Source organism: Labrenzia sp. VG12 (assembly GCF_002237595.1).
Lineage (GTDB): Bacteria > Pseudomonadota > Alphaproteobacteria > Rhizobiales > Stappiaceae > Roseibium.
In genome coordinates, this window is the sequence record NZ_CP022529.1 from 4687540 (window position 1) to 4707771 (window position 20232).

Annotated in this window: 21 protein-coding genes, 1 other RNA gene and 1 pseudogene; 16 read left to right on the top strand and 7 right to left on the bottom strand. The window is 60.8% G+C overall.

Annotation, left to right across the window (positions count from 1 at the left end; genetic code table 11):
* Positions 1–19 precede the first annotated feature (19 nt).
* Genes CHH27_RS21690 through CHH27_RS21700 form a run of 3 tightly spaced genes read left to right on the top strand, consistent with a single transcriptional unit; the run spans position 20 to position 3975 of the window.
* Positions 20–1144, top strand: coding sequence for a microcin C ABC transporter permease YejB (locus CHH27_RS21690; protein WP_094073440.1), 1125 nt, complete (start codon positions 20–22; stop codon positions 1142–1144).
* A 4-nt stretch (positions 1145–1148) separates the two neighbouring features.
* Positions 1149–2333 (top strand): ABC transporter permease, encoded by a 1185-nt coding sequence (locus CHH27_RS21695; RefSeq protein ID WP_094073441.1) that lies wholly within the window; start codon positions 1149–1151, stop codon positions 2331–2333.
* Between the two features lie 10 nt (positions 2334–2343).
* A complete protein-coding gene (locus CHH27_RS21700) occupies positions 2344–3975 on the top strand; it encodes an ABC transporter ATP-binding protein (protein ID WP_094074929.1) in 1632 nt (543 codons plus the stop codon).
* Positions 3976–3995: 20 nt separating this feature from the next.
* On the opposite strand, the gene CHH27_RS21705 is transcribed toward CHH27_RS21700, so the two are convergent.
* The 6 genes from CHH27_RS21705 to CHH27_RS21730 all read right to left on the bottom strand — a co-directional run bounded on the left by CHH27_RS21705 (position 3996) and on the right by CHH27_RS21730 (position 9002).
* On the bottom strand, positions 3996–4646 hold the full coding sequence (locus CHH27_RS21705; protein ID WP_094073442.1) for a hypothetical protein: 651 nt from the start codon (positions 4644–4646) through the stop codon (positions 3996–3998).
* 14 nt (positions 4647–4660) lie between these two features.
* On the bottom strand, positions 4661–5287 hold the full coding sequence (locus CHH27_RS21710) for a hypothetical protein (protein WP_157739035.1): 627 nt from the start codon (positions 5285–5287) through the stop codon (positions 4661–4663).
* Between the two features lie 168 nt (positions 5288–5455).
* Positions 5456–6709 (bottom strand): lytic murein transglycosylase, encoded by a 1254-nt coding sequence (locus CHH27_RS21715; RefSeq protein WP_094073444.1) that lies wholly within the window; start codon positions 6707–6709, stop codon positions 5456–5458.
* Positions 6710–6917: 208 nt separating this feature from the next.
* The gene (locus CHH27_RS21720; RefSeq protein ID WP_094073445.1) at positions 6918–7496 is read right to left on the bottom strand and encodes a histidine phosphatase family protein; all 579 of its coding nucleotides are present in this window, start codon (positions 7494–7496) and stop codon (positions 6918–6920) included.
* Entirely contained in the window at positions 7496–8446 is a 951-nt protein-coding gene (nudC, locus tag CHH27_RS21725) for an NAD(+) diphosphatase (protein WP_208988322.1), read from the bottom strand. The genes CHH27_RS21720 and nudC overlap by 1 nt, the downstream gene beginning before the upstream one ends.
* 136 nt (positions 8447–8582) lie before the next feature.
* Positions 8583–9002 carry an HIT family protein gene (locus CHH27_RS21730; RefSeq protein WP_094073446.1) on the bottom strand — a complete coding sequence of 140 codons (420 nt, stop codon included), beginning with the start codon at positions 9000–9002 and terminating at the stop codon, positions 8583–8585.
* A 140-nt stretch (positions 9003–9142) separates the two neighbouring features.
* On the opposite strand from CHH27_RS21730, the gene CHH27_RS21735 reads away from it, so the two are divergent.
* The 7 genes and pseudogenes from CHH27_RS21735 (at position 9143) to CHH27_RS21765 (ending at position 13688) form a co-directional block, all read left to right on the top strand.
* Positions 9143–9775 (top strand): LysE family translocator, encoded by a 633-nt coding sequence (locus tag CHH27_RS21735; RefSeq protein ID WP_094073447.1) that lies wholly within the window; start codon positions 9143–9145, stop codon positions 9773–9775.
* Positions 9776–9854: 79 nt separating this feature from the next.
* Positions 9855–9952: signal recognition particle sRNA small type (gene ffs / locus CHH27_RS21740), an RNA gene on the top strand.
* A 149-nt stretch (positions 9953–10101) separates the two neighbouring features.
* Positions 10102–12011, top strand: a pseudogene (locus tag CHH27_RS21745) (DNA polymerase III subunit gamma/tau).
* A 20-nt stretch (positions 12012–12031) separates the two neighbouring features.
* Positions 12032–12229, top strand: a complete 198-nt coding sequence (locus CHH27_RS21750; protein ID WP_157739036.1) for a hypothetical protein — start codon at positions 12032–12034, stop codon at positions 12227–12229.
* Positions 12230–12346: 117 nt separating this feature from the next.
* Positions 12347–12667, top strand: coding sequence for a YbaB/EbfC family nucleoid-associated protein (locus tag CHH27_RS21755; RefSeq protein WP_094073449.1), 321 nt, complete (start codon positions 12347–12349; stop codon positions 12665–12667).
* 23 nt (positions 12668–12690) lie between these two features.
* Positions 12691–13299 carry a recombination mediator RecR gene (gene recR / locus CHH27_RS21760; RefSeq protein WP_094073450.1) on the top strand — a complete coding sequence of 203 codons (609 nt, stop codon included), beginning with the start codon at positions 12691–12693 and terminating at the stop codon, positions 13297–13299.
* Between the two features lie 5 nt (positions 13300–13304).
* Complete coding sequence (locus tag CHH27_RS21765; RefSeq protein ID WP_094073451.1) at positions 13305–13688, top strand: Imm8 family immunity protein; 384 nt, start codon at positions 13305–13307, stop codon at positions 13686–13688.
* A gap of 54 nt (positions 13689–13742) precedes the next feature.
* Here the strand turns inward: CHH27_RS21765 and CHH27_RS21770 are convergent, their stop codons facing one another.
* Positions 13743–14489: a class I SAM-dependent methyltransferase gene (locus CHH27_RS21770; RefSeq protein ID WP_094073452.1), complete on the bottom strand. Its 747-nt coding sequence runs from the start codon at positions 14487–14489 to the stop codon at positions 13743–13745.
* A gap of 189 nt (positions 14490–14678) precedes the next feature.
* Between CHH27_RS21770 and CHH27_RS21775 the strand changes: the two genes are divergently transcribed.
* The 6 genes from CHH27_RS21775 to CHH27_RS21800 all read left to right on the top strand — a co-directional run bounded on the left by CHH27_RS21775 (position 14679) and on the right by CHH27_RS21800 (position 20208).
* Positions 14679–15407 carry a sulfate transporter family protein gene (locus CHH27_RS21775; RefSeq protein ID WP_094073453.1) on the top strand — a complete coding sequence of 243 codons (729 nt, stop codon included), beginning with the start codon at positions 14679–14681 and terminating at the stop codon, positions 15405–15407.
* A gap of 69 nt (positions 15408–15476) precedes the next feature.
* Complete coding sequence (locus tag CHH27_RS21780) at positions 15477–16412, top strand: glutaminase (RefSeq protein WP_094074931.1); 936 nt, start codon at positions 15477–15479, stop codon at positions 16410–16412.
* 313 nt (positions 16413–16725) lie between these two features.
* A complete protein-coding gene (gene sdhC / locus CHH27_RS21785) occupies positions 16726–17124 on the top strand; it encodes a succinate dehydrogenase, cytochrome b556 subunit (RefSeq protein ID WP_094073454.1) in 399 nt (132 codons plus the stop codon).
* Positions 17125–17134: 10 nt separating this feature from the next.
* Positions 17135–17518: a succinate dehydrogenase, hydrophobic membrane anchor protein gene (sdhD, locus tag CHH27_RS21790; RefSeq protein ID WP_094073455.1), complete on the top strand. Its 384-nt coding sequence runs from the start codon at positions 17135–17137 to the stop codon at positions 17516–17518.
* A 5-nt stretch (positions 17519–17523) separates the two neighbouring features.
* Entirely contained in the window at positions 17524–19350 is a 1827-nt protein-coding gene (gene sdhA / locus CHH27_RS21795; protein ID WP_094073456.1) for a succinate dehydrogenase flavoprotein subunit, read from the top strand.
* Between the two features lie 12 nt (positions 19351–19362).
* Positions 19363–20208, top strand: a complete 846-nt coding sequence (locus CHH27_RS21800) for an FkbM family methyltransferase (RefSeq protein WP_208988325.1) — start codon at positions 19363–19365, stop codon at positions 20206–20208.
* The last annotated feature ends 24 nt before the right edge of the window (positions 20209–20232 follow it).

Here is a 20232-nt window from a genome sequence, read left to right on the forward strand (position 1 = left end):
AAGGGAATGCACGAACTCCATGGGCGCCTATATTCTTCGCCGCTTGCTGCTGATGATACCGACCCTGGTCGGGATCATGGCCATCAATTTCGTCATCATCCAATTTGCCCCTGGCGGACCGGTGGAGCGCGTGATCGCGCAGCTGCAGGGAACGGATGTTTCTGCAACGTCACGGATCAGCGGTGGCGGCGGCGACATGCTGGGGGCCGGCAACGATGCCTCTGGCGGCAGCGGCGCGGCGTCGGCGGACAGCGTCACCTCCAAGTATCGCGGCGCCCAGGGCCTCGACCCGGAATTCATCAAGGAGCTGGAAGCCCAGTTCGGCTTTGACAAGCCACCGCTGGAACGGTTCCTGAAGATGCTGGGCGACTATGCCCGTTTCGACTTCGGCGAGAGTTACTTCAGGGACATCAAGATCATCGATCTGATCAAGGAGAAGCTGCCGGTCTCGATTTCACTCGGCCTCTGGATGACACTGATTTCCTACGTGGTGTCGATCCCGCTCGGGATCCGCAAGGCGGTGTCCGACGGCTCCCGGTTTGATGTCTGGACCTCCGGCGTGATCGTGGTCGCCTATGCCATCCCCGGGTTCCTGTTCGCGGTGCTGCTGATCGTTCTTTTTGCCGGTGGCTCCTTCTGGGACATCTTCCCCTTGCGCGGCCTCGTCTCCGACAACTGGGAGGAACTTTCCTGGCCGGCCCGGATTGCCGACTATTTCTGGCACATGACCCTGCCCCTGACGGCCATGGTGCTTTCCGCCTTCGCCACCACGACACTGCTGACGAAAAACTCGTTCCTGGACGAGATCCGGAAGCAATATGTCATTACGGCCAGGGCCAAGGGCCTGAACGAGCGACAGGTGCTTTATGGTCACGTCTTCCGCAATGCCATGCTGATCGTTGTGGCCGGCTTTCCGGGCGCCTTCATCTCCTCCTTCTTCGCCGGTGCATTGCTGATCGAGACGATTTTCTCGCTCGACGGCCTTGGTCTGCTCGGCTTTGAATCGGTGATCAACCGGGACTATGCGGTGGTCTTCGCGACCGTCTACATCTTCGGGCTTATGGGCCTGCTGGTCAGCCTGATATCCGATCTGACCTACACCTGGATCGATCCCAGGATCGATTTCGAAAGCCGGGAGGTCTGAGACAATGGATTCCCGACTGAGCAAAGACATGGAAGCGGCCGGATACGACCTGCTCAACCCGCTTCCGGAGGAAACGGCGCCACCGCCGAAGAAAATGCGCCTGTCGCCCATCAACCAGCGCCGTCTCGCCAACTTCAAGGCCAACAGGCGTGGCTACTGGTCGCTCTGGATCTTCCTGGTCCTGTTCGTGCTGGCCATGTTCGCTGAATTCATCGCCAATGACCGGCCGATCCTGGTGTCCTACAAGGGCGAGCTTCTGTTGCCGGTCCTGGTCGACTACCCGGAGGAAAAGTTTGGCGGTTTCCTGGCCGTGACCAACTACAAGGATTCCTTCATTCGGGAGGAAATCAACGAACATGGCTGGATGCTCTGGCCGCCGGTCCGATATTCCTACACGTCCCGCAACCTGAACCCGCCGACGCCGGTGCCCTCGCAACCGTCCTGGATGCTTTCCAAGGAGGAACGCTGCGTGCGCTATCCGGAAGGGGCCAACGATCCGGGCTGCATCATGGGCAACTGGAACTGGCTCGGCACAGACGACCAGGCCCGCGATGTCTTTGCCCGGCTGCTCTACGGCTTCCGCATTTCCGTCCTGTTTGGTCTTGCCCTGACACTGGCGTCCTCCGTGATCGGCATCGCCGCCGGCGCGGTGCAGGGTTACTATGGTGGCTGGACCGATCTCCTGTTCCAGCGTTTCATCGAAATCTGGACAGCCGTTCCAACGCTCTACCTGATCCTGATCGTGTCCTCGTTCCTGGTGCCCGGGTTCTGGACGCTGTTCTCGATCCTGCTGGCCTTTTCCTGGGTGTCCCTGGTCGGGGTCGTGCGCGCGGAATTCCTGCGCGGCAGGAACTTTGAGTATATCTCCGCCGCAAGGGCGCTGGGTGTTTCCAACAAGGTGATCATGTGGCGCCATCTTTTGCCCAATGCCATGGTGGCAACGCTGACCTTCATGCCCTTCATCCTGAATGGTTCGATCTCGACCCTGACGGCGCTGGACTTCCTGGGCTTCGGATTGCCGCCGGGCTCTGCGTCTCTCGGAGAGCTGCTCGCCCAGGGCAAGAACAATCTTCAGGCCCCCTGGCTTGGCATTACCGGCTTTGTCGTGATCTCGCTGATGCTCAGCCTGCTGATCTTCATCGGCGAAGCCGTGCGGGATGCCTTTGATCCACGCAAGAGCCTTGGGTGAGGACAACAACATGACAAAAGACCCTCTCCTTTCCGTCCAGGACCTGTCCGTGGCCTTTGCCCAGGGTGACAAGAAGAACCTGGCCGTCGACCGGATCTCCTTCGAGATCAACAAGGGCGAAACCGTTGCCCTTGTCGGTGAAAGTGGTTCCGGCAAGTCGGTATCCGCGCTGTCGGTTCTCAAATTGCTGCCCTATCCGGCTGCCTCGCATCCGTCCGGCCGGATCCTGATGAACGGCAAGGACCTGCTCACCGTCAGCGACAACGAGATGCGCAAGGTGCGCGGCAACGACGTGTCGATGATTTTCCAGGAACCGATGACCTCGCTGAACCCGCTCCATGTGGTGGAAAAGCAGATCTCCGAAATCCTGACGATCCACCGCGGCATGGGTGAGAGCCAGGCGCGGGAGCGCGTTCTGGAACTGCTCAACCAGGTTGGCATTCGCGATCCGGAAAAACGGCTGAAGTCCTATCCGCACCAGCTCTCCGGAGGGCAGCGGCAGCGGGTGATGATTGCCATGGCGCTGGCCAACCAGCCTGACCTGTTGATTGCCGACGAGCCGACCACCGCCCTGGACGTGACCGTGCAGGCCCAGATCCTGGAACTGTTGAAGGTGCTGCAGAAACAGCAGGGCATGGCCATGCTGTTCATCACCCACGATCTCGGCATTGTGCGCAAATTCGCCGACCGGGTCTGTGTCATGACCGACGGCAAGATCGTCGAGCAGGGCCCCGTGGCGGAGATTTTCGAGCGGCCGCAGCATGCCTATACCAAACATCTTCTGGCCGCAGAGCCGAAGGGCACGCCGCCGGCAACCGACAAGGAAAAGCCGATCGTTGTGCAGGCGGACGATCTGAAGGTCTGGTTCCCGGTCAAGCGCGGCCTCCTGCGTCGCACCGTCGACCACATCAAGGCGGTCGACGGCATCGACGTTGAAGTGCGGGAGGGGCAAACTCTCGGCATCGTTGGCGAAAGCGGATCGGGCAAGACGACGCTCGGCCTGGCGATCCTGCGCATGATCTCCTCAACGGGACGGATCGCCTTTGACGGCAAGGAGATCCAGGGGAATTCCTGGAAGGAGATGCGGCCGCTCCGGCGGGACATGCAGATTGTCTTCCAGGACCCCTTCGGCGCACTCAGCCCGCGCATGTCCGTGTCTGATATCGTCGGCGAAGGCCTGCAGGTGCATTTCCCCGGTATCTCCTCCGAAGAGCGCGACCGCAAGGTCGCCAAGGCTCTGGAGGAAGTCGGGCTCGATGCCTCGACCCGTCATCGTTACCCGCACGAGTTTTCCGGCGGTCAGCGACAGCGGATATCCATTGCCAGGGCCATGGTACTGGAGCCGAAATTCGTCATGCTGGACGAACCGACCTCGGCACTGGACATGAGCGTCCAGGCCCAGGTGGTCGATCTCCTGCGCGACCTGCAGAAGGCGCACGGACTGGCCTATCTGTTCATCTCGCACGACCTGAAGGTCGTTCGGGCCCTTGCCAACGAGGTCGTTGTCATGCGTCAGGGCAAGGTGGTGGAGCAGGGGCCTGCGGAGCAGATTTTTGACGCTCCGCAGACCGATTACACCAAAGCGCTGATGGCCGCCGCCTTCCGGCTGGAGGCGGCGCCGGAAGGTGTCGTGAACGTCTAGGGTCTTGACCCTGGACGGGTTCAAAAACCGCCTTTTTCGGCTTCAGGGCAAGGACCCAACGGTGCGGCGTCACCGTCCAGGTCTTCAGCGGCCATCAGTTCCCGCAAGTCGGCATCCTTGAGCAGCGGCACAAAGCCTCCAAGTTCCGACGCCTTGAGAAAGGTGCTGACAAGGATCCTGTCCGGCCTGGTCGCCGAGAGAAGACAGGCGTCGACACTGAGTTCCATGCTGCCGTCGACTTTCTCGCGGTCTCCCTTGCTCATGTCCGTCAGGTGCGATTGAAACGCCTTGAATGCGCCGATCCTGCCTGCAGGCAGCCGATAGACCTCGACGCGCCAGCCCGATTGCAACGCGCCGGCCAGTTCGGCTTTCTCGGCGGCCGTGTCCACGCGGGTGAAGGCGAACTCTTCCTTCAGTTGCACCTCGCCGTTGGACTTCTCCGTAACGGTCAGCCGCATTTGCGCGCCGCCGTCAGGGATCCGGATGCTGTCGGGATACTTGACGGCAATCCGAAGACCATCCGGAGCGGTTTTCAGGAGATCAAACCGGCTGAGTTTCACCATGGTGGTCAACGGCACATGACTGCAGGCCGCAACACACCAGGCAAGAACCGCAGCGGCCAGCAATCTTGCAGCGCTGCTGCCGCTGCGCCAGGCAAAGACTGTTCTCATCGATCCTGACCGGGTCAGTTCATCGCCTGGCAGGGCTGGACCGGGTCCCGGCGGCCGGTCTTGCCGGTGTCTGGAACATTGCGCAGGTCAAAGTCCATTTCCAGGGGCACATAATCCTGAAACTCGGAGGTTTTCAGATAGGTCGAGATCAGCATCCGGCCATTGTCCTCCGGGTCGAGCTTGCATCCGGCAACGTCGATGGTGAGCGACCCGGCCATGTTGTCCTTCCGGGTTTGCGGCAAGGAGAGATACTTGGCCTGCAAAGCCCGCAGCTCGGCAACTTCCTGCTCCGGAATGCGATAGACAGAAACCTGTTCGTCTGTGCGGCGCTCTGACAGCACGCTTTCCAGCCGGTTGGGCTGCACTGCTTTTTTCAGGAGCACCTCCTTTTCGCGGAGCACCTGGCCGGTCTGCCTGTCGGTCATCAGGATCTTCACACGTGCCCCGCCTTGGGGCACTGCCAGCCGTTCGGAGTGACGAACCGCAATGCGGAATTTTGACGGGTCCGTGGTGGCAGGGTTGAAACTGTCGAGGTCGGACGCGAACACCGCAGGGGCCGCGGGCAGGGTCAGAACAAGGACAAGCCAGAGGGAATTTACGCGCAGAAACGGCCGGGTCCGGCGGAGGGCAGGTCCAAACATTTGAATCTCCATCTAAGAAAGCAGCGATTAATTATCGTAAAACAATAAAAAATGAAAGTGAAAATAATGTGGCAGGCACGAATCTCCCTCCGGAGGCGCTTCAGCGCCCGCGGTTTCGTCTGTTCTAGCTCATGAATTCCGTTCAGGTTTCAGGGGGAGGAAACGGTTTCAGCCGACCCAACAGGTAGCGAAAAAGCCGTTTTTCTCCTGGTCCTTGCCGATGGAGCGTCGGGTCTTGAAGCCGATCAGGCCATCCGCACCGCCAACATCGTGTCCGAGGCCTTCCAGGCGCAACTGCAGATTTCTGACGGCGCCGCGGGTGGTTTCCTTCATGGGTTTCCAGGCGCCGGCAAATGCCTTGTTGTTGCCATAGCGGTCCGCCAGATGACCGACAAAGAGCGCATAGGCATCGCTTTCGTTGTATTCCTTGATGACGTAGAAATTTTCCGTGGCAATGAAGGCCGGACCATACCGGCCCGCTGGCAACAGGATATTGCCGGGCCGGTTGATCTCGTGGTCGGGGAACGGCCGGCCGCTCACGCGTTTCACGCCTTCGCGCACGAATTCGGAAATCTTCTGCCGGTTGTCCGGCCCTTCCCGTGTGCATGAGACGGTCTCCGGCAGTACCACCTCATAACCCCAGTCGCGCCCCTTCTGCCAGCCGTGCTCGGCGAGGTAATGCGCAATCGAGGCCATGGTGTCGACCTCCGAGGTCCAGATATTGCGCCGGCCGTCGCCGTCGAAATCGACCGCGTATTTCAGATAGGAGGAGGGCAGGAATTGCGGTTGTCCCATCGCGCCGCCCCAGGAGCTTTTCATTGCCTTGCGGCTGATGTCGCCATTTTGCAGGATTTGCAGGGCTGCAACGACTTCGCCTTTGAAAAAGTCGGCGCGCTGGCCCATGAAGGCCTGGGTGGCGACGACCCGCAGGGCATCGTGCGGGATCTTGGCACCGCCATATCCTGATTCCCGAGCCCAGATCGCCAGAATGATCCGCTTGGGAACGCCATAACGCGCCTCGATCCGTTGCAGGGTGGCCGCATGCTTCTGCATCAGGCTGCGGCCGCGGGGAACCAGAGCATTGAACTGGCCGGCGCGGAAATATCGCGCCGGTGAGCGGAACTCCGCCTGGAAATTGATTTTGGGCGGCGCTCCCTTGCCGCCGGGGCCGACCAGTCCGGGCAGCGACGTATCTGGTGTGAGACCGCTCAGTTCCCGGTCGATCACGGCCTGCGAAACGCCGGCCTTGCGGGCGGCCGGTGCGATCTGCGAGGCCAGAAACTGCCGGAACTGGGTATCGTATTTTCCGGCCTGTGCCGAGGGCGCAAACGCGGCGACAGCGATTGTTGCAAGCACAAGGTTCAGCAAAATTCGGATCACGGCTCGCTCCCGGGTCAAGCACTGGTTCAAACACGCCTTCATCCTGTGAAGGCGCGACGCGTTGTCTCGAAGGTTGGGCCGGTTGCTTCGGTATCTGCCGCAGATCCTTCGAGACGGCCCGAAGCTTCTCCTCAGGGGGAGGCCGAACTGTGGCGTGGCCCATTCCGTTTCCGGAAGACCGCCAGGCACCAACTCACGAGAGCCGCGTTGGCGATAACCTATCATGAAGTGTTGCGCGGGCCGACCGGCTTCAGAGTTCTATCCAACTCAAATTCCGGCCCGCTTGTGTCGTTAGCCACGCCTTGTCGAAACGGTACCAGCAGCCACCGCGGGTCTGGTCGTGCTCTCTTGAGATCGGCACCGCCATCAGGTGACACATCAACAGCGTGCCGACCGCACCGTGGCCGGTGAAAAGAACCGGCTGCTCGTCCGGGATATGACGCAGCGCGCTGCTGATCCCGGTGACAACCCGGTTCTGGGCGTCGATGGCCCGTTCCCAGCCCCGAACGGACCGATGGGGATCTGCAAAAAAGGCATCCGCGGTTTTTTCAAACTCTTCCGGTGGCAGGAACCCGGTCGCACTGCGATCGTTTTCATGAAGGAAGGGCAGCACCCGCTGAAAGACGTTCTTGCGGCCGGAAAACACCTGGGCCGTTTCAGTGGCCTTTTTCTCGGCGCTGGAAATGACCTGCCTGATCTCGTCGGCGAAGGGAAGTTCCGTCGCCTTTACGGCGCGTTCACGGCCAAGATCCGACAGTCCCCAGTCCGGCACCGGGACGTCCGGATCAACGACAACTTCGGGATGGGTCAGGTAGATGCACCAGGTCATCAGAGTTTCTGCTCCAGCCAGCCAGTGATGAGTTCAAACGCAATGGAAATCGACGGAGGGATGAGGTGGCCTTCCGGGTGGGTTCCCGCGACCATCTGACGAACTTCCTCCCGGTCGCACCATTTGCAGGCTTCCAGTTCGTCATCTTCGATTTCAATCTCGAACGACGTCGCCTCTCCGATGCAGCCGAGCATCAGGTTGGCGGGAAACGGCCAGGGTTGATTGGAGATCAGCCGGACGTTGCCGACCCTGATCCCGGATTCCTCCAGCGTCTCCCGCCGGACGGCCTGTTCGATGGTTTCACCAGGCTCCATGAAACCGGCAAGGGTGGTGTAAATGCCCTCCGGCAGCCGGGCCGGCCGGCCGAGCAGGGCCCGGTCTCCGGACTTATCGGTGATCAGCATGATGACGCAGGGGTCGGTGCGCGGAAAATGCGGGCTTTCGCAGGCGGGGCAGTCACGCCGGTAGCCGGCCTCCGCCATGACGGTCTTTTCCCCGCACCGGGAACAGTGCCGATGGGTCCGGTGCCAGTGGATCAGGGCACGCGCCTGCGCCAGGGCGCCGAGATCTTCCGGATTGAACGCCTTTTGCAGCGCCAAAGTGCGCAGATCGATCAGTTTGAGACCACCTTGGTCGGCCAGGTCCTCGTCGTCTTGCGGGAGTGTTGTCGCGAACACCGCCCGGCCGCTTTCCGCCCGCAATCCGAGAAACACGAGTTCCTTCGGGTCGGCGCCGAGTGCCTTGGCAGAGGTGAGATCATGACCGGGTTGCAAGGGCTCGCGATCTTGGAACACCAGCGTTCGGGCCGTCGACAGGACGATCTCCGTGTCCGGCTTTGCCAGCAACTCCTCAAGATAAGCCGTGTCGCCGCGCCTGGTCGATTGCCGGTCGAGCGTGTTGCCGAGAAAACTCATCTCCATCGCCTGGAGGCCGGCGGTGGTGGCGCGCATGGGAAACATCCTTGATTTTCAATCTGGTGTGCAAGCAGTGGGGTTGGAGACTAGTGGAAGGGGGGCGACCGCGAAAGCGTCTTCAGGCAGGGGGCCGATCAACTCTCGATGCAAAATAAGTCAACCGGTTCTCAAGTCAGGCCGCCCCCTCCAGCAGGACGTCGCGCAATTGCTCGATGAGCGTTTCGGCTTTCTCCGGGTCATAGGCCTCACCGGGCACCACACCCCACACGGGGCCGGGCCAGGCCTGGTCTTCGCGAAACCGTGCAATGACATGCACATGCAGCTGCGAGACCTGGTTGCCGAGGGCGGCGACATTCAGTTTCTCACAATCCGTGACTTGCCTGATCGCCTGGCTGGCCTGGGCTATTTCGCGCATCAGCTGCAGCTGGTCTTCTTCCTCCAGGTCGATGATCTCCACCAGATCGGGCTTGCGCGGGATCAGGAGAAGCCAGGGGTAATTGGCGTCCTTCATCAGCCGGACGGCGCAAAGTTTCAGGTCGGCGACAGGATAGCTGTCGCCTTCCAGGCGGGGATTGAGATTGAAAAACGTCATGGGGCATATCCCGCTGCTGGAGGGACGCGCCTGTGTCAAAGGCGGTTTGCTTTTGCCAAGCATATGTCTAGAGTTGGGCCACTGTGAACCCGTATTCACATCTGCCTGCCATCCTTTTCTCCTGCCGCGGAAACCCTGCCATGTCTCTTGAAACGGTTCTGAGCTTTCTGCTCGTCGCCAGCCTGCTTGTCATGTCGCCGGGACCGAATGGCGTCCTGATCGCCAAGACCGTGCCAACATCCGGCCGACTGGCGGCCGTGTCCAATATCGGTGGCTTCGTGACCGCCTTCTTTCTGCATGGCGCATTGTCGGTCCTCGGCATATCCGTGATCCTGGTGCATTCGGCGGAGGCCTTCTTCGTGGTCAAGATGCTTGGTGCCGCCTATCTCTTCTGGATCGGCCTGAAAGCGCTTCGTGAAGCAATGAAAGGCGGTGCACTGACGCCTGAAGTAGCCCCGGCGAGGCGCAAACGGACGCTTGCAAAGGCCTTTGGCGAAGGGTTCCTGACCAATGCCCTCAACCCTAAGGTCTCCATGTTCTATCTCGCCGCCTTTCCGCAATTCATTCCGGCAGGCGAGGGAGCGGTCTCGGCCGCCTTTGCCCTGGTGGCCCTGCACTCCGTGATCAACGCGGTCTGGTTCGGCGCCATGATTGTTTTGCTGGCGCGGGTCAGCCGGGCGGCACGGAGCCCGTCGTTTCAGCGCTGGCTGAAGGGTGTGACCGGCCTCGTCTTCATGGGTTTCGGGCTCAAACTGGCAACCTTGCGGCCCTGAGGGGTGAAATTTACCGGCAAACAAAAAAGCTCCGAGCCCCCTTGCCAAGCCCCGGGGGGGATCTGATATAAGGCGCTCGGGAGGTTGGTGGTGGACGAGCCACTCGCCAACCGGGTCAGGTCCGGAAGGAAGCAGCCCTAACGAGCCTCGGCACGGGTCGCCGTGCCAGCCTCCCACCCAAAAGCAATCTGCTTTGATGGAAGCACCGCTGGATTTCCGCGGTGCTTTTTGTTTTTGGGCCCGGTCCGAAGCCGTCCACATCTTCCACACAGAAAAACTTCCGCTAGCCCGTCCCACTTGCTGAAAAAATCGCTATGGTGCGGCTCATGGATGAGACTGGTTTTCCCGAAGAGGGCGCATCTGGCGCGCCCGGACTGACGAGCGGCGGCGCGGACCCTTCTGCGGCAAGTGATGGTGCCTATCGCGTTCTCGCGCGCAAGTACCGGCCCAAGACCTTTGAGGACCTGGTTGGCCAAGAGCCGATGGTCCAGACCCTGGAAAACGCCTTCGATACCGGCCGCATTGCCCAGGCATGGATGCTGACCGGGGTGCGCGGGGTCGGCAAGACCACCACCGCCCGTATTCTCGCCCGCGGCCTGAATTACGAAGTTCCGGGCGAAGCGGACAAGCCGACGGTGAAGCTGACCCGCGAAGGCACCCACTGCAAGGCGATCATGGAAGGCCGCCATGTCGATGTCATCGAGATGGACGCCGCCTCGCACACCGGCATCAACGACATTCGCGAGATCATCGATGCGGCCCGCTACCGTCCGGCAACAGCGCGCTACAAGGTCTACATCATCGACGAAGTGCACATGCTCTCCAATGCGGCCTTCAACGGGTTGCTGAAAACGCTCGAGGAACCGCCGGAGCATGTGAAATTCATCTTCGCAACGACCGAGATCCGGAAAGTGCCGATCACGGTCCTGTCGCGCTGCCAGCGCTTTGACCTGCGCCGGATCGAACAATCCAAGCTGATCGGCCTGCTGCGCCGGATTTCTGATGCCGAGGGCATCCGGATTTCGGATGAAGCCCTGATGCTGATTGCCCGCGCCGGTGAAGGCTCGGCACGCGATTCGCTGTCCCTGCTCGACCAGGCGATGGCCCACGGCACAGGTGCGATCGAAGCGGAAGATCTGCGCCAGATGCTCGGTCTTGCGGATCGGGCGCGCGTGATTGACCTCTTCGGTCACCTCATGGCCGGCCGTATCGAAGACGCACTGGGCGAGTTGCAGGCGCAATACGAGGTCGGGGCAGACCCGGCCATCGTGTTGACGGACCTGGCAGACTTCACCCACCTCGTCACGCGCATGAAAGTCGCTCCGAAATCGGCCGACGAGAGTTCGGTAACGGAGGCAGAACGGGCGCGCGGCCGTGAATTTGCCGAGCAATTGTCCGTCCGGTTGCTGTCCCGCGCCTGGCAAATCCTTCTGAAAGGCGTCCAGGAAGTGCAGGCCGCTTCGAAACCGCTGGCTGCTGCGGACATGGTTCTCGTAAGGCTCGCCTATGCCGCGGACCTTCCGGACCCAGGTGAGCTGATGGCGCAGATCAGAAGCGGACAGAACCCGTTGGGCGGGGCGTCGCCCTCCAGCGGTGGGGGGCAGCACCGTCAGGTGGGGGCGGCCAGGCCATGGCCGTCGGCATGGGGCATCCCGGCAACGGTCCCACAATGCAGGCCTCGACACGCCCGCAACTGTCTGCGATCCAGGGCGGTCTGCCGTCGACCCAGTCCGTTGCCCAAACAGTTTCGCAACCCGCAGCGCAGCCGGAAACACCGGCAGCTCCGGCCTATAACCTGAACAACTTGCACGACTGCGCTGCATTGGCCTCCGAAAAGCGCGACATCCCGATGAAGGTGGCTATCCAGCGACAGATGCGGCTTGTAAAGTTCGAGCCAGGCAAGATCGAGATCCAGCCGACGGATGATGCGCCTGCCGATATCGCCGGAGAGTTCGGTCGCAAACTGACCGAATGGACCGGCCAACGCTGGTTCGTCGTGGTCTCGCGCAACCAGGGCCGGCCGACCATTCACGAAGAACAGGAAGCCAATCAGCAACAGCTCCTGTCCGATGCCAGGTCGCATCCGACCGTGGCGGCCCTGCTGGCCGCCTTTCCAGGCGCGAAAGTGGTCGATGTCACCGTTCAGGTAACAGAAGAAGCCGAGGCGGCCATGGCGGACCCGATGGTCAGCGACCCGCTGCTGAGCGAAGCGCTTGGCGACGACGATGACGAGTGAGCCGGGATGTGTCGAGGGCGATGAAAGACAAGAAGATCAAGACGAATATCATCCTGTTTTTCGCAACCACCATTGTTGCCTGTCTGGCCATGTATGCGGTCTCGCTGATGGCGATTGACGAGTACACGAAACTTCTGACCGTCATTTCCATCGTTTGCGGGCTGTTCTTCGTCGGCCTCTATTTCGCGATCAGGGTCTTCTATCTGAGCACCAAATGATGCGCTGGATCCGGCTTATGGGCTGGTAATTCACCGGGTGTTCTTCTACATGCAGGACAGAAGATTGTGTGACACTCGGCTGGCGGGGCCGCCGGGAGAAAACGAAGGAGAGATCCCATGGATTTCCTGAAGATGATGAAGCAGGCCAAGCAGATGCAGGAGCAGATGGGCTCGCTGCAGGAACAGATGGTCGAGATCGAAGTGGAAGGCACGGCCGGTGCGGGTCTCGTGCGCGTGACGCTGAATGGCAAGGGTGACCTGAAAAACCTCTCCATCGACCCGTCGCTGCTGAAGGAAGAGGAAAAGGAAATCCTGGAAGACCTGATCATTGCCGCACACACCGAAGCCCGCGCCAAGGCGGAACAGGCCATTGCGGAAAAGACCCAGGAAATGATGGGCGGCCTCGGCCTGCCGGCCGACATGAAGCTGCCGTTCTAGGCAGTTGATCGGGGCGCGGTTAGATGGGGCAGAAATCCGTTGCAGGACCGGAAATCGAGCGGCTGATACAGCTTCTGGCCAAGTTGCCGGGGCTTGGGCCGCGCTCTGCCCGTCGGGCCGCGCTGCACCTGATCAAGAAAAAGGACCAGCTGCTGGTGCCGCTTGCAGAGGCCATGGGCGTTGCCGTCCGCGACATCGGAATCTGTTCGACCTGCGGCACGGTCGACACCTCCGATCCCTGCACCATCTGCTCCGATCCGAAACGCGATCCTTCCGTTCTGGTCGTCGTGGAAGACGTTGCCGATCTCTGGGCGCTTGAGCGCGCGGGCGCCGTCAATGCGCGCTATCACGTCCTCGGCGGTACCCTGTCTCCGCTCGACGGCATCGGCCCGGAAGATCTCAATCTGGCCAGCTTGATCGATCGCTGTGGCTCTGAGGACCTTTCGGAGGTCATCCTGGCGATCAGCGCAACGGTCGAGGGCCAGACAACGGCCCATTACATCATGGATCAGCTGTCGCATCTGGACGTCAGCGTCACCAAGCTCGCCCACGGTGTTCCGGTCGGCGGCGAACTGGACTATCTCGACGAGGGCACGCTGGCCCAGGCGCTGAAGGCACGGACGAGGGTTTAGGGTCTTTGGCCGGGCCATCGCTCGAGATCAAATATGTGCTGGTCGAGCTGGGGGACGAGGTCTATCAGGATCTCCGCCTGATCCCGACAGGGGGCCTCGCTGAACTCGAATTTCAAGTCACAATCGGCATCGGCGAGATCGACCGTCCTGGAGCTGATGATTTCAGCTTGTGCTGTCTTTGCAATATGAAACGCAAGAAAAGCGTTCCTGCCGCGCCAGCAAATACAGCGGTCAAACGCTTCGACCACCTGGATATGGGGCGAGTCGATGCCTGGATACGCGACCGGGTTCGAAAGTGCGACAAGGGAACGTACGAGGCCAGCCTTCCCAATCTGCGCCTGGTATTCGATTGGGAGTTCGAAGGTTGTAAACCCTTAGTGTCCCGGTGAGCGCTGGGCTCTCCCTTGTCGGCTGGTCCCTGGAAAGCCGAGCCTCCCCACAGTTTAGATTTCAAACAAAAACGCGCCGCAGAAGAAATCTCCGGGGAAGGCATAAATCAGTCTGCTGGACGAGAAACCGGCCTTCACGCCCATCTCGACCCAGTCTTCGGGCGGCTCGGCAAAATCATGGGTGCTGATATGCTGCCAGATATGGTCGAATTCATCCTGTGACAGGGACTGGAAGCGCTGGCGCAATTCGTCATGCCAGCGCTTGACGTAGTGGTCGCGGCTTTCCCCGGACCGGCAGACAGGCTCGGCAGTCACGAAAATTCCACCTGGCTTGAGCGCTGAGCGCACCGCGCCAAGCATCTCCTGTTTCTGTTCCTTTTGAAGGTGATGGATCGAAAACCCGCACCAGATGACATCGGCACCTTCCGGCCGCTCCTTGACGCCCGAGACCATGTCTTCCTCGCCAAGCGTGACCTCATAGGGGGCGTCCTTCATGACCTCGGCGGCGCATTCCAGGGCAGGGCGCGACAGGTCGAGCCCCTCATAGCGGTTGATCTTCGTTCCGGCGAGAATCTTGTGGGCGAGACTGGAGTCCCCGCAGGCAAGGTCAAGGAAGCTGAAGGGGCGGTCGAACCGGAGATCGATCTCGGTCCGGATGAGGGTGCCGATTTCCCGGTGCTGCATCTCATTGGAGCGGACCAGCTTGTGATAGATGCCCCATTCATACTGGAACATCTTGAGCGCTTCGGGCGCCAGAACCTTGGAGATATCCGTTTCCGGATTGAAATGAAGATGCAGCATTGGGCCTCCGCAAGGGGGTCGATCCAACAAGATCGGTATCGTCTGGGTAAAGGCTAGTTTCAGTTTCTGTTCGCCACAACACCAAGTTTAGATCCTGGCGTGGAACGCGCCTGGTTTGCGTGGTGCCCTTGCGCTCTCCTGTCAGCCCCCTTATGTCGAGGCGGTCGTACTCCAGATATTGAAGGTGTCATGTTTCAAGCCGCATCCCGAGCCATGTCCGAAGTTTTCGAACAGCCCTTTCGGGCTATTTTCTGGAAGATGCTCGGTTTCACGCTCGCCATCCTGGTGGTGATCTGGATTGGGCTGCAGTGGCTGGTGACACATTTTCTCGGTGTTGCGGCGACCGAATATGGCGACGGTGCCAGCTGGGTCGGTTGGATTGAATGGTCGATCTCGATCCTGACCGGGATTGGCGCCGTCTTTGCGCTCGGTTTTCTGATCGCGCCGATTTCAGCGCTGTTTGCAGGCCTGTTCCAGGACGAGATTGCCGATATTGTCGATCAGAAGGATTATCCGGGCGACCGCCCGGGCACCGCGCTGCCCTTTGCACAGTCCATCGGCCAGACCATCAAGTTCACCGGCGTGGTCATTCTCGGCAACCTGTTCGCCCTGTTCCTTCTCCTGATTCCGGGGATCAACCTGGTCGCGTTTTTCATGGTCAACGGCTATCTGCTCGGCCGTGAATTCTTTGAGTTTGCCGCCATGCGGTTCATGCCGCCGGCCGAGGCCAAAGCCTTCCGCAAGGCGCGCGGCGGCACCGTGTTCATGGCTGGCCTGATCATCGCCTGCCTGCTGGCCGTGCCGATCCTCAACCTGGTCACACCGATCTTTGCGACGATCTTCATGTTGCACCTGTTCAAGATGCTGGCGGCAGAGCGGCAGCGCACGGTTGGCATGCCCGAACAAAGAATGCCCTGATCGGCACGCGACAGGCCTTGCATCTGTGGCCGCGATCTGACCAAGTGCCCCTCCGTCATGGAGGAGTGCATGCAGGATCTGTTGAGCGAGATCGCCGAAGCCGCGTCGGCCAATCCGGACAAGGGCAAGGTTGCGAGTTACATTCCCGAACTCGCCGGCATCGATCCGGACCAGTTCGGCATCGCAATTGCGATGGCCGATGGCCGTGTCTTTTCCGCAGGCGATGCGGATGTGCCCTTTTCGATCCAGTCCGTTTCCAAGGTCTTCGCACTGGCTCTGGCGCTGGGCCGGGTGGGCGATGAAATCTGGCAAAGGGTCGGCCGTGAACCCTCCGGTCTCTCCTTTGATTCGATCCTGCTTCTGGAACGGGAGAACGGGATCCCGCGCAATCCGTTCATCAATGCCGGCGCCCTTGTCACCACCGACACCTATCTGTCCGGGTCCAGCCCGCGCGAAGCACTCGGCGAGTTGCTGCGCTTTGTCCGGGCAGCGGCCGATGACGACAGCATTCACATGAACGAGAAAGTGGCCAAGTCGGAGATCGCGACCGGACACCGCAATTTCTCGCTGGCTCACTATCTGGCCTCTCATGGCAACATGAGGGCCTCCGTCGACAAGGTGCTCGGCACCTATTGTCACCAATGCGCCGTGGAAATGACCTGCCGCCAGCTGGCACTTGCCGGTCGGTTTCTGGTCGATGCCCCGGCGATGCCAGGCCTGGTCTCGATCGAACGGCGCCGCCGCATCAACGCCCTGATGATGACCTGCGGCCATTATGACGGCTCGGGAGATTTCGCCTTTCGCGTCGGCATGCCGGGAAAAAGCGGCGTTGGTGGCGGCATCCTGGTGATTTCGCCGGGCCGGGCAGCGATTGCGGTCTGGTCGCCGGGGCTCAACCGCTATGGCAATTCGAAGCTGGGCACGGAGGCAATGGAACTCTTCGCGCATCGAACCGGATGGTCGGTTTTTGGCGTTCCGCATCCGGGTCGCGGGATTGACGTTTAGGGAAGCTTTCGGGTTGCGCCGATCACTTTTCTGCAGCCGAGAGGATCGCGTGTCACTTTCAACCGATTCAAAAGTGGTTTCGCGACAATTAGGCCTATAGGATATTTTGACCTTTTGAGGTGTTAGCGCTAGAACGCATCTAGATAACGCCTTGATATGCTTACGCTTGCGTAAACGTAACTTGGGCGAGATGAGCTGAGAATGAGTTTGACCACGGCCTTGAACCGGGCTCTTGCCGAGCATTGCGGTTACAGGTCAAAATCTGCTCGTTTTGAGCTCATACCGCTCTAGCGTCGCACGGGAGAGGAAATCCATGCCGAACGCCGATCTGCGGGGCAATCGCCCGCTGTCGCCCCATCTTCAGATTTATAAACCCATTCTGACGATGGTCATGTCCATTCTGCACCGTATTACGGGAGCAGCCCTTTATTTCGGGACCATCCTTCTGGCCTGGTGGCTGATCGCCGCCGCGGCAGGGCCGGCCTATTTCGATTTCGTCAACGACATCTACGGCTCGATCATCGGCCGCCTGATCCTGTTCGGCTTCACCTGGGCCCTGGTGCATCACATGCTCGGCGGCCTGCGCCACTTCATCTGGGACATGGGCGCCGGCTTCGGCAAGGAGGCCCGCGAGTGGCTCGCCAAGGCGACGATCATCGGTTCCGTTTCCCTGACGCTGATCCTCTGGATCATCGGCTACATGGTTCGCTGAGGAGAGTGTCATGAGCGATATGCGCACACCCCTGAACAAGGTTCGCGGGCTCGGGTCGGCCAAGGAAGGTACCGATCACTTCTGGAAGCAGCGTCTGACCGCTGTGGCCAACGTCTTCCTGATCTCCTTCTTCGTGATTCTTGTCATCTCCATGCAGGGCTCGACCCATGGCGATGTGATCGAGACCCTGAAGAACCCTCTCGTTTCCATCATCCTGCTCCTGGTGATCCTCTCCGGCGTCTATCACATGAAGCTCGGCATGCAGGTGATCATCGAGGACTATGTGCACGGTGAAGGCATCAAGTTCCTGACCTTGATGGCAAACACCTTCTTCTGTGCCTTTATCGGTTTCGGCTGCGTTTTCGCAGTGCTCAAGATTGGCTTTGGAGGCTGACCCGAATGGCCAAAAGTTACGAATTCGTCGATCACACCTATGACGTGGTCGTGGTTGGCGCCGGCGGGGCCGGCCTGCGGGCAACCCTCGGCATGGCCGAACAGGGGCTTCGCACCGCCTGTATCACCAAGGTGTTCCCGACGCGCTCGCACACCGTTGCGGCCCAGGGCGGAATTGCCGCCTCCCTGAAGAACATGACGCCGGACTGCTGGGAATGGCACATGTACGACACGGTCAAGGGCTCCGACTGGCTCGGCGACACCGATGCCATGGAGTATCTGGCCCGTGAAGCGCCGAAAGCGGTCTATGAGCTGGAGCATTACGGCGTGCCGTTCTCCCGCACCGAGGAAGGCAAGATCTATCAGCGCCCGTTCGGCGGTCACATGCAGAATTACGGTGAAGGCCCTCCCGTACAGCGCACCTGTGCGGCGGCCGACCGGACCGGTCACGCCATTCTGCACACGCTTTACGGCCAGTCCCTGCGCAACAATGCCGAATTTTACATCGAGTATTTCGCGCTCGACCTGATCATGTCCGACGATGGCGTCTGCCAGGGCGTGATCGCCTGGAACCTCGATGACGGCACCATCCACCGCTTCGCAGCCAAGATGGTCGTGCTGGCGACCGGCGGCTATGGCCGGGCCTATTTCTCGGCTACTTCCGCCCACACCTGCACTGGTGACGGCGGCGGCATGGTGGCCCGCGCGGGCCTGCCGCTGCAGGACATGGAATTTGTCCAGTTCCACCCGACCGGCATCTACGGCTCCGGCTGCCTGATCACGGAAGGCGCCCGCGGCGAGGGCGGCTATCTGGTCAATTCCGAGGGCGAGCGTTTCATGGAACGCTACGCCCCCTCGGCCAAGGACCTGGCATCCCGCGACGTTGTCTCGCGTTGCATGACCATGGAAATCCGGGAAGGCCGCGGCGTCGGCAAGAACGGCGACCACATCTTCCTGCACCTGGATCACCTCGATCCGGCGCTGTTGGCGGAGCGCCTGCCGGGAATTTCCGAATCGGCCCGCATCTTCGCCGGCGTCGACGTCACCAAGGATCCGATCCCGGTCCTGCCGACGGTTCACTACAACATGGGCGGCATTCCGACCAACTATTGGGGTGAGGTGCTCAACGCGGACGGCAACAACCCGAACCGGATCCAGGAAGGCCTGATGGCCGTCGGGGAAGCCGGCTGTGCCTCCGTGCACGGAGCCAACCGTCTCGGTTCCAACTCGCTGATCGACCTAGTGGTCTTCGGCCGCGCCGCCGCCATCAAGGCCGGCCAGGTGGTCGATCCGAAGGAAGCCGTGCCGACACCGAGCGAAGCCTCCTGCGACAAGATCATGGACCGTTTCGACAAGCTGCGTCACGCAGACGGGGCCGTCCCGACCGCGGATCTGCGCGACAAGATGCAGGCCGCCATGCAGGAAGACGCAGCCGTCTTCCGCACCCAGGAGAGCCTGGAAGCGGGCTGCAAGCGCCTGTCTGCCATCTGGGGCGAAATGGGTGACCTGAAGGTCTCTGACCGCTCGATGATCTGGAACTCGGATCTGGTGGAAACGCTGGAGCTTGAGAACCTGATGGCCAACGCGATCACCACGGTCTATGGCGCGGAAGCCCGCAAGGAAAGCCGCGGCGCCCATGCGCGCGAGGACTACAAGGACGGTCCGTTTGCCGGCCGCGACGACGAGAACTGGCGCAAGCACACGCTGGCCTGGGTCGACGATGCGGGCAACGTCAAGCTGGACTACCGTCCGGTGGTGCTCGATCCGCTGACCACCTTCGACGAAGGCGGCATCGACCCGAAGAAGATCGCGCCCAAGGCGCGCGTCTACTAAGGAGCGCATGCGGTGAGCCAGGTGGCATCCCTTCCGGATATCAGAAGCCCGTTCGGCACTTACCCTGCCGAGCGGATGGTCCGGGCTGCCTGGCGTCTTGCCGACCGGCACGACCTCTCCAAGGGCCTGCGCCGGCGCATTCGTGCGCTCGTGGCCCGGTTCTTCAAGGGGCCTTACGATCTTGAGGCCGAAGGTCTGAAGTTCCGGATCTATCCGGGCGAGAACTATGACGACCGCAAGATCCTGGCCAAGGGCCGCCTTCCGGAACGGGCCGAGCACAAGCTTCTGGAGCCGCATCTGGGCGAGGGCACGGTGTTTGTCGATGTCGGCGCCAATATCGGCTCCTATTCGATCTTCGCCGCCAAATGCGGTGCCGACGTTCTGGCGATCGAGGCCAATCCTCAAACGGCAACGAAGCTGAGCTTCAACGTCAAGGCGAACGAGCTGGACAGGATCCGGATCGTCAATTCCGCGGTTGGTCCGCGCGAGGACACGATGCCCTTCTTCCAGGAGCCGAGCAATTGCGGCTTCGCCACCTTCGTGGAAGACCTGACGACCGGTGAATGGGCGGGTGACTGGACCTCTTCCTTCGTCAAGATGCGGCCTTTGACCGCGATTGCCGATGACCAGGGCCTGACCAGGATCGACGTTCTGAAAGTGGATGTGGAAGGGTTCGAGGACCGTGTGGTGCTGCCCTTCTTGAGGCACGCGGAAAAGAGCCTCTGGCCCCGCGTGATCCTTCTGGAAACCAATTGCCGGCCCTATTGGAGCGAGGATTGCCTGCCTGAACTGGCAAACCGCGCCTACAAGGTGACCGGCCGGACGAATGACAACATGATTTTCGAGCTCGCTGCCTGAGTTCGAACACATTAAGGCCCGGAC

Coding starts and splice junctions, on each gene's coding strand:
- CHH27_RS21770 (WP_094073452.1), bottom strand. CDS start 14,489: ATGCTGCATCTTCATTTCAATCCGGAAACGGATATCTCCAAGGTTCTG.
- CHH27_RS21705 (WP_094073442.1), bottom strand. CDS start 4,646: ATGAGAACAGTCTTTGCCTGGCGCAGCGGCAGCAGCGCTGCAAGATTG.
- CHH27_RS21775 (WP_094073453.1), top strand. CDS start 14,679: ATGTTTCAAGCCGCATCCCGAGCCATGTCCGAAGTTTTCGAACAGCCC.
- CHH27_RS21720 (WP_094073445.1), bottom strand. CDS start 7,496: ATGACCTGGTGCATCTACCTGACCCATCCCGAAGTTGTCGTTGATCCG.
- CHH27_RS21715 (WP_094073444.1), bottom strand. CDS start 6,709: ATGAAGGCGTGTTTGAACCAGTGCTTGACCCGGGAGCGAGCCGTGATC.
- nudC (WP_208988322.1), bottom strand. CDS start 8,446: ATGCGCGCCACCACCGCCGGCCTCCAGGCGATGGAGATGAGTTTTCTC.
- CHH27_RS21695 (WP_094073441.1), top strand. CDS start 1,149: ATGGATTCCCGACTGAGCAAAGACATGGAAGCGGCCGGATACGACCTG.
- recR (WP_094073450.1), top strand. CDS start 12,691: ATGGGGCAGAAATCCGTTGCAGGACCGGAAATCGAGCGGCTGATACAG.
- sdhC (WP_094073454.1), top strand. CDS start 16,726: ATGCCGAACGCCGATCTGCGGGGCAATCGCCCGCTGTCGCCCCATCTT.
- CHH27_RS21730 (WP_094073446.1), bottom strand. CDS start 9,002: ATGACGTTTTTCAATCTCAATCCCCGCCTGGAAGGCGACAGCTATCCT.
- CHH27_RS21755 (WP_094073449.1), top strand. CDS start 12,347: ATGGATTTCCTGAAGATGATGAAGCAGGCCAAGCAGATGCAGGAGCAG.
- CHH27_RS21690 (WP_094073440.1), top strand. CDS start 20: ATGGGCGCCTATATTCTTCGCCGCTTGCTGCTGATGATACCGACCCTG.
- sdhA (WP_094073456.1), top strand. CDS start 17,524: ATGGCCAAAAGTTACGAATTCGTCGATCACACCTATGACGTGGTCGTG.
- CHH27_RS21780 (WP_094074931.1), top strand. CDS start 15,477: ATGCAGGATCTGTTGAGCGAGATCGCCGAAGCCGCGTCGGCCAATCCG.
- CHH27_RS21700 (WP_094074929.1), top strand. CDS start 2,344: ATGACAAAAGACCCTCTCCTTTCCGTCCAGGACCTGTCCGTGGCCTTT.
- CHH27_RS21710 (WP_157739035.1), bottom strand. CDS start 5,287: ATGTTTGGACCTGCCCTCCGCCGGACCCGGCCGTTTCTGCGCGTAAAT.
- sdhD (WP_094073455.1), top strand. CDS start 17,135: ATGAGCGATATGCGCACACCCCTGAACAAGGTTCGCGGGCTCGGGTCG.
- CHH27_RS21735 (WP_094073447.1), top strand. CDS start 9,143: ATGTCTCTTGAAACGGTTCTGAGCTTTCTGCTCGTCGCCAGCCTGCTT.
- CHH27_RS21750 (WP_157739036.1), top strand. CDS start 12,032: ATGAAAGACAAGAAGATCAAGACGAATATCATCCTGTTTTTCGCAACC.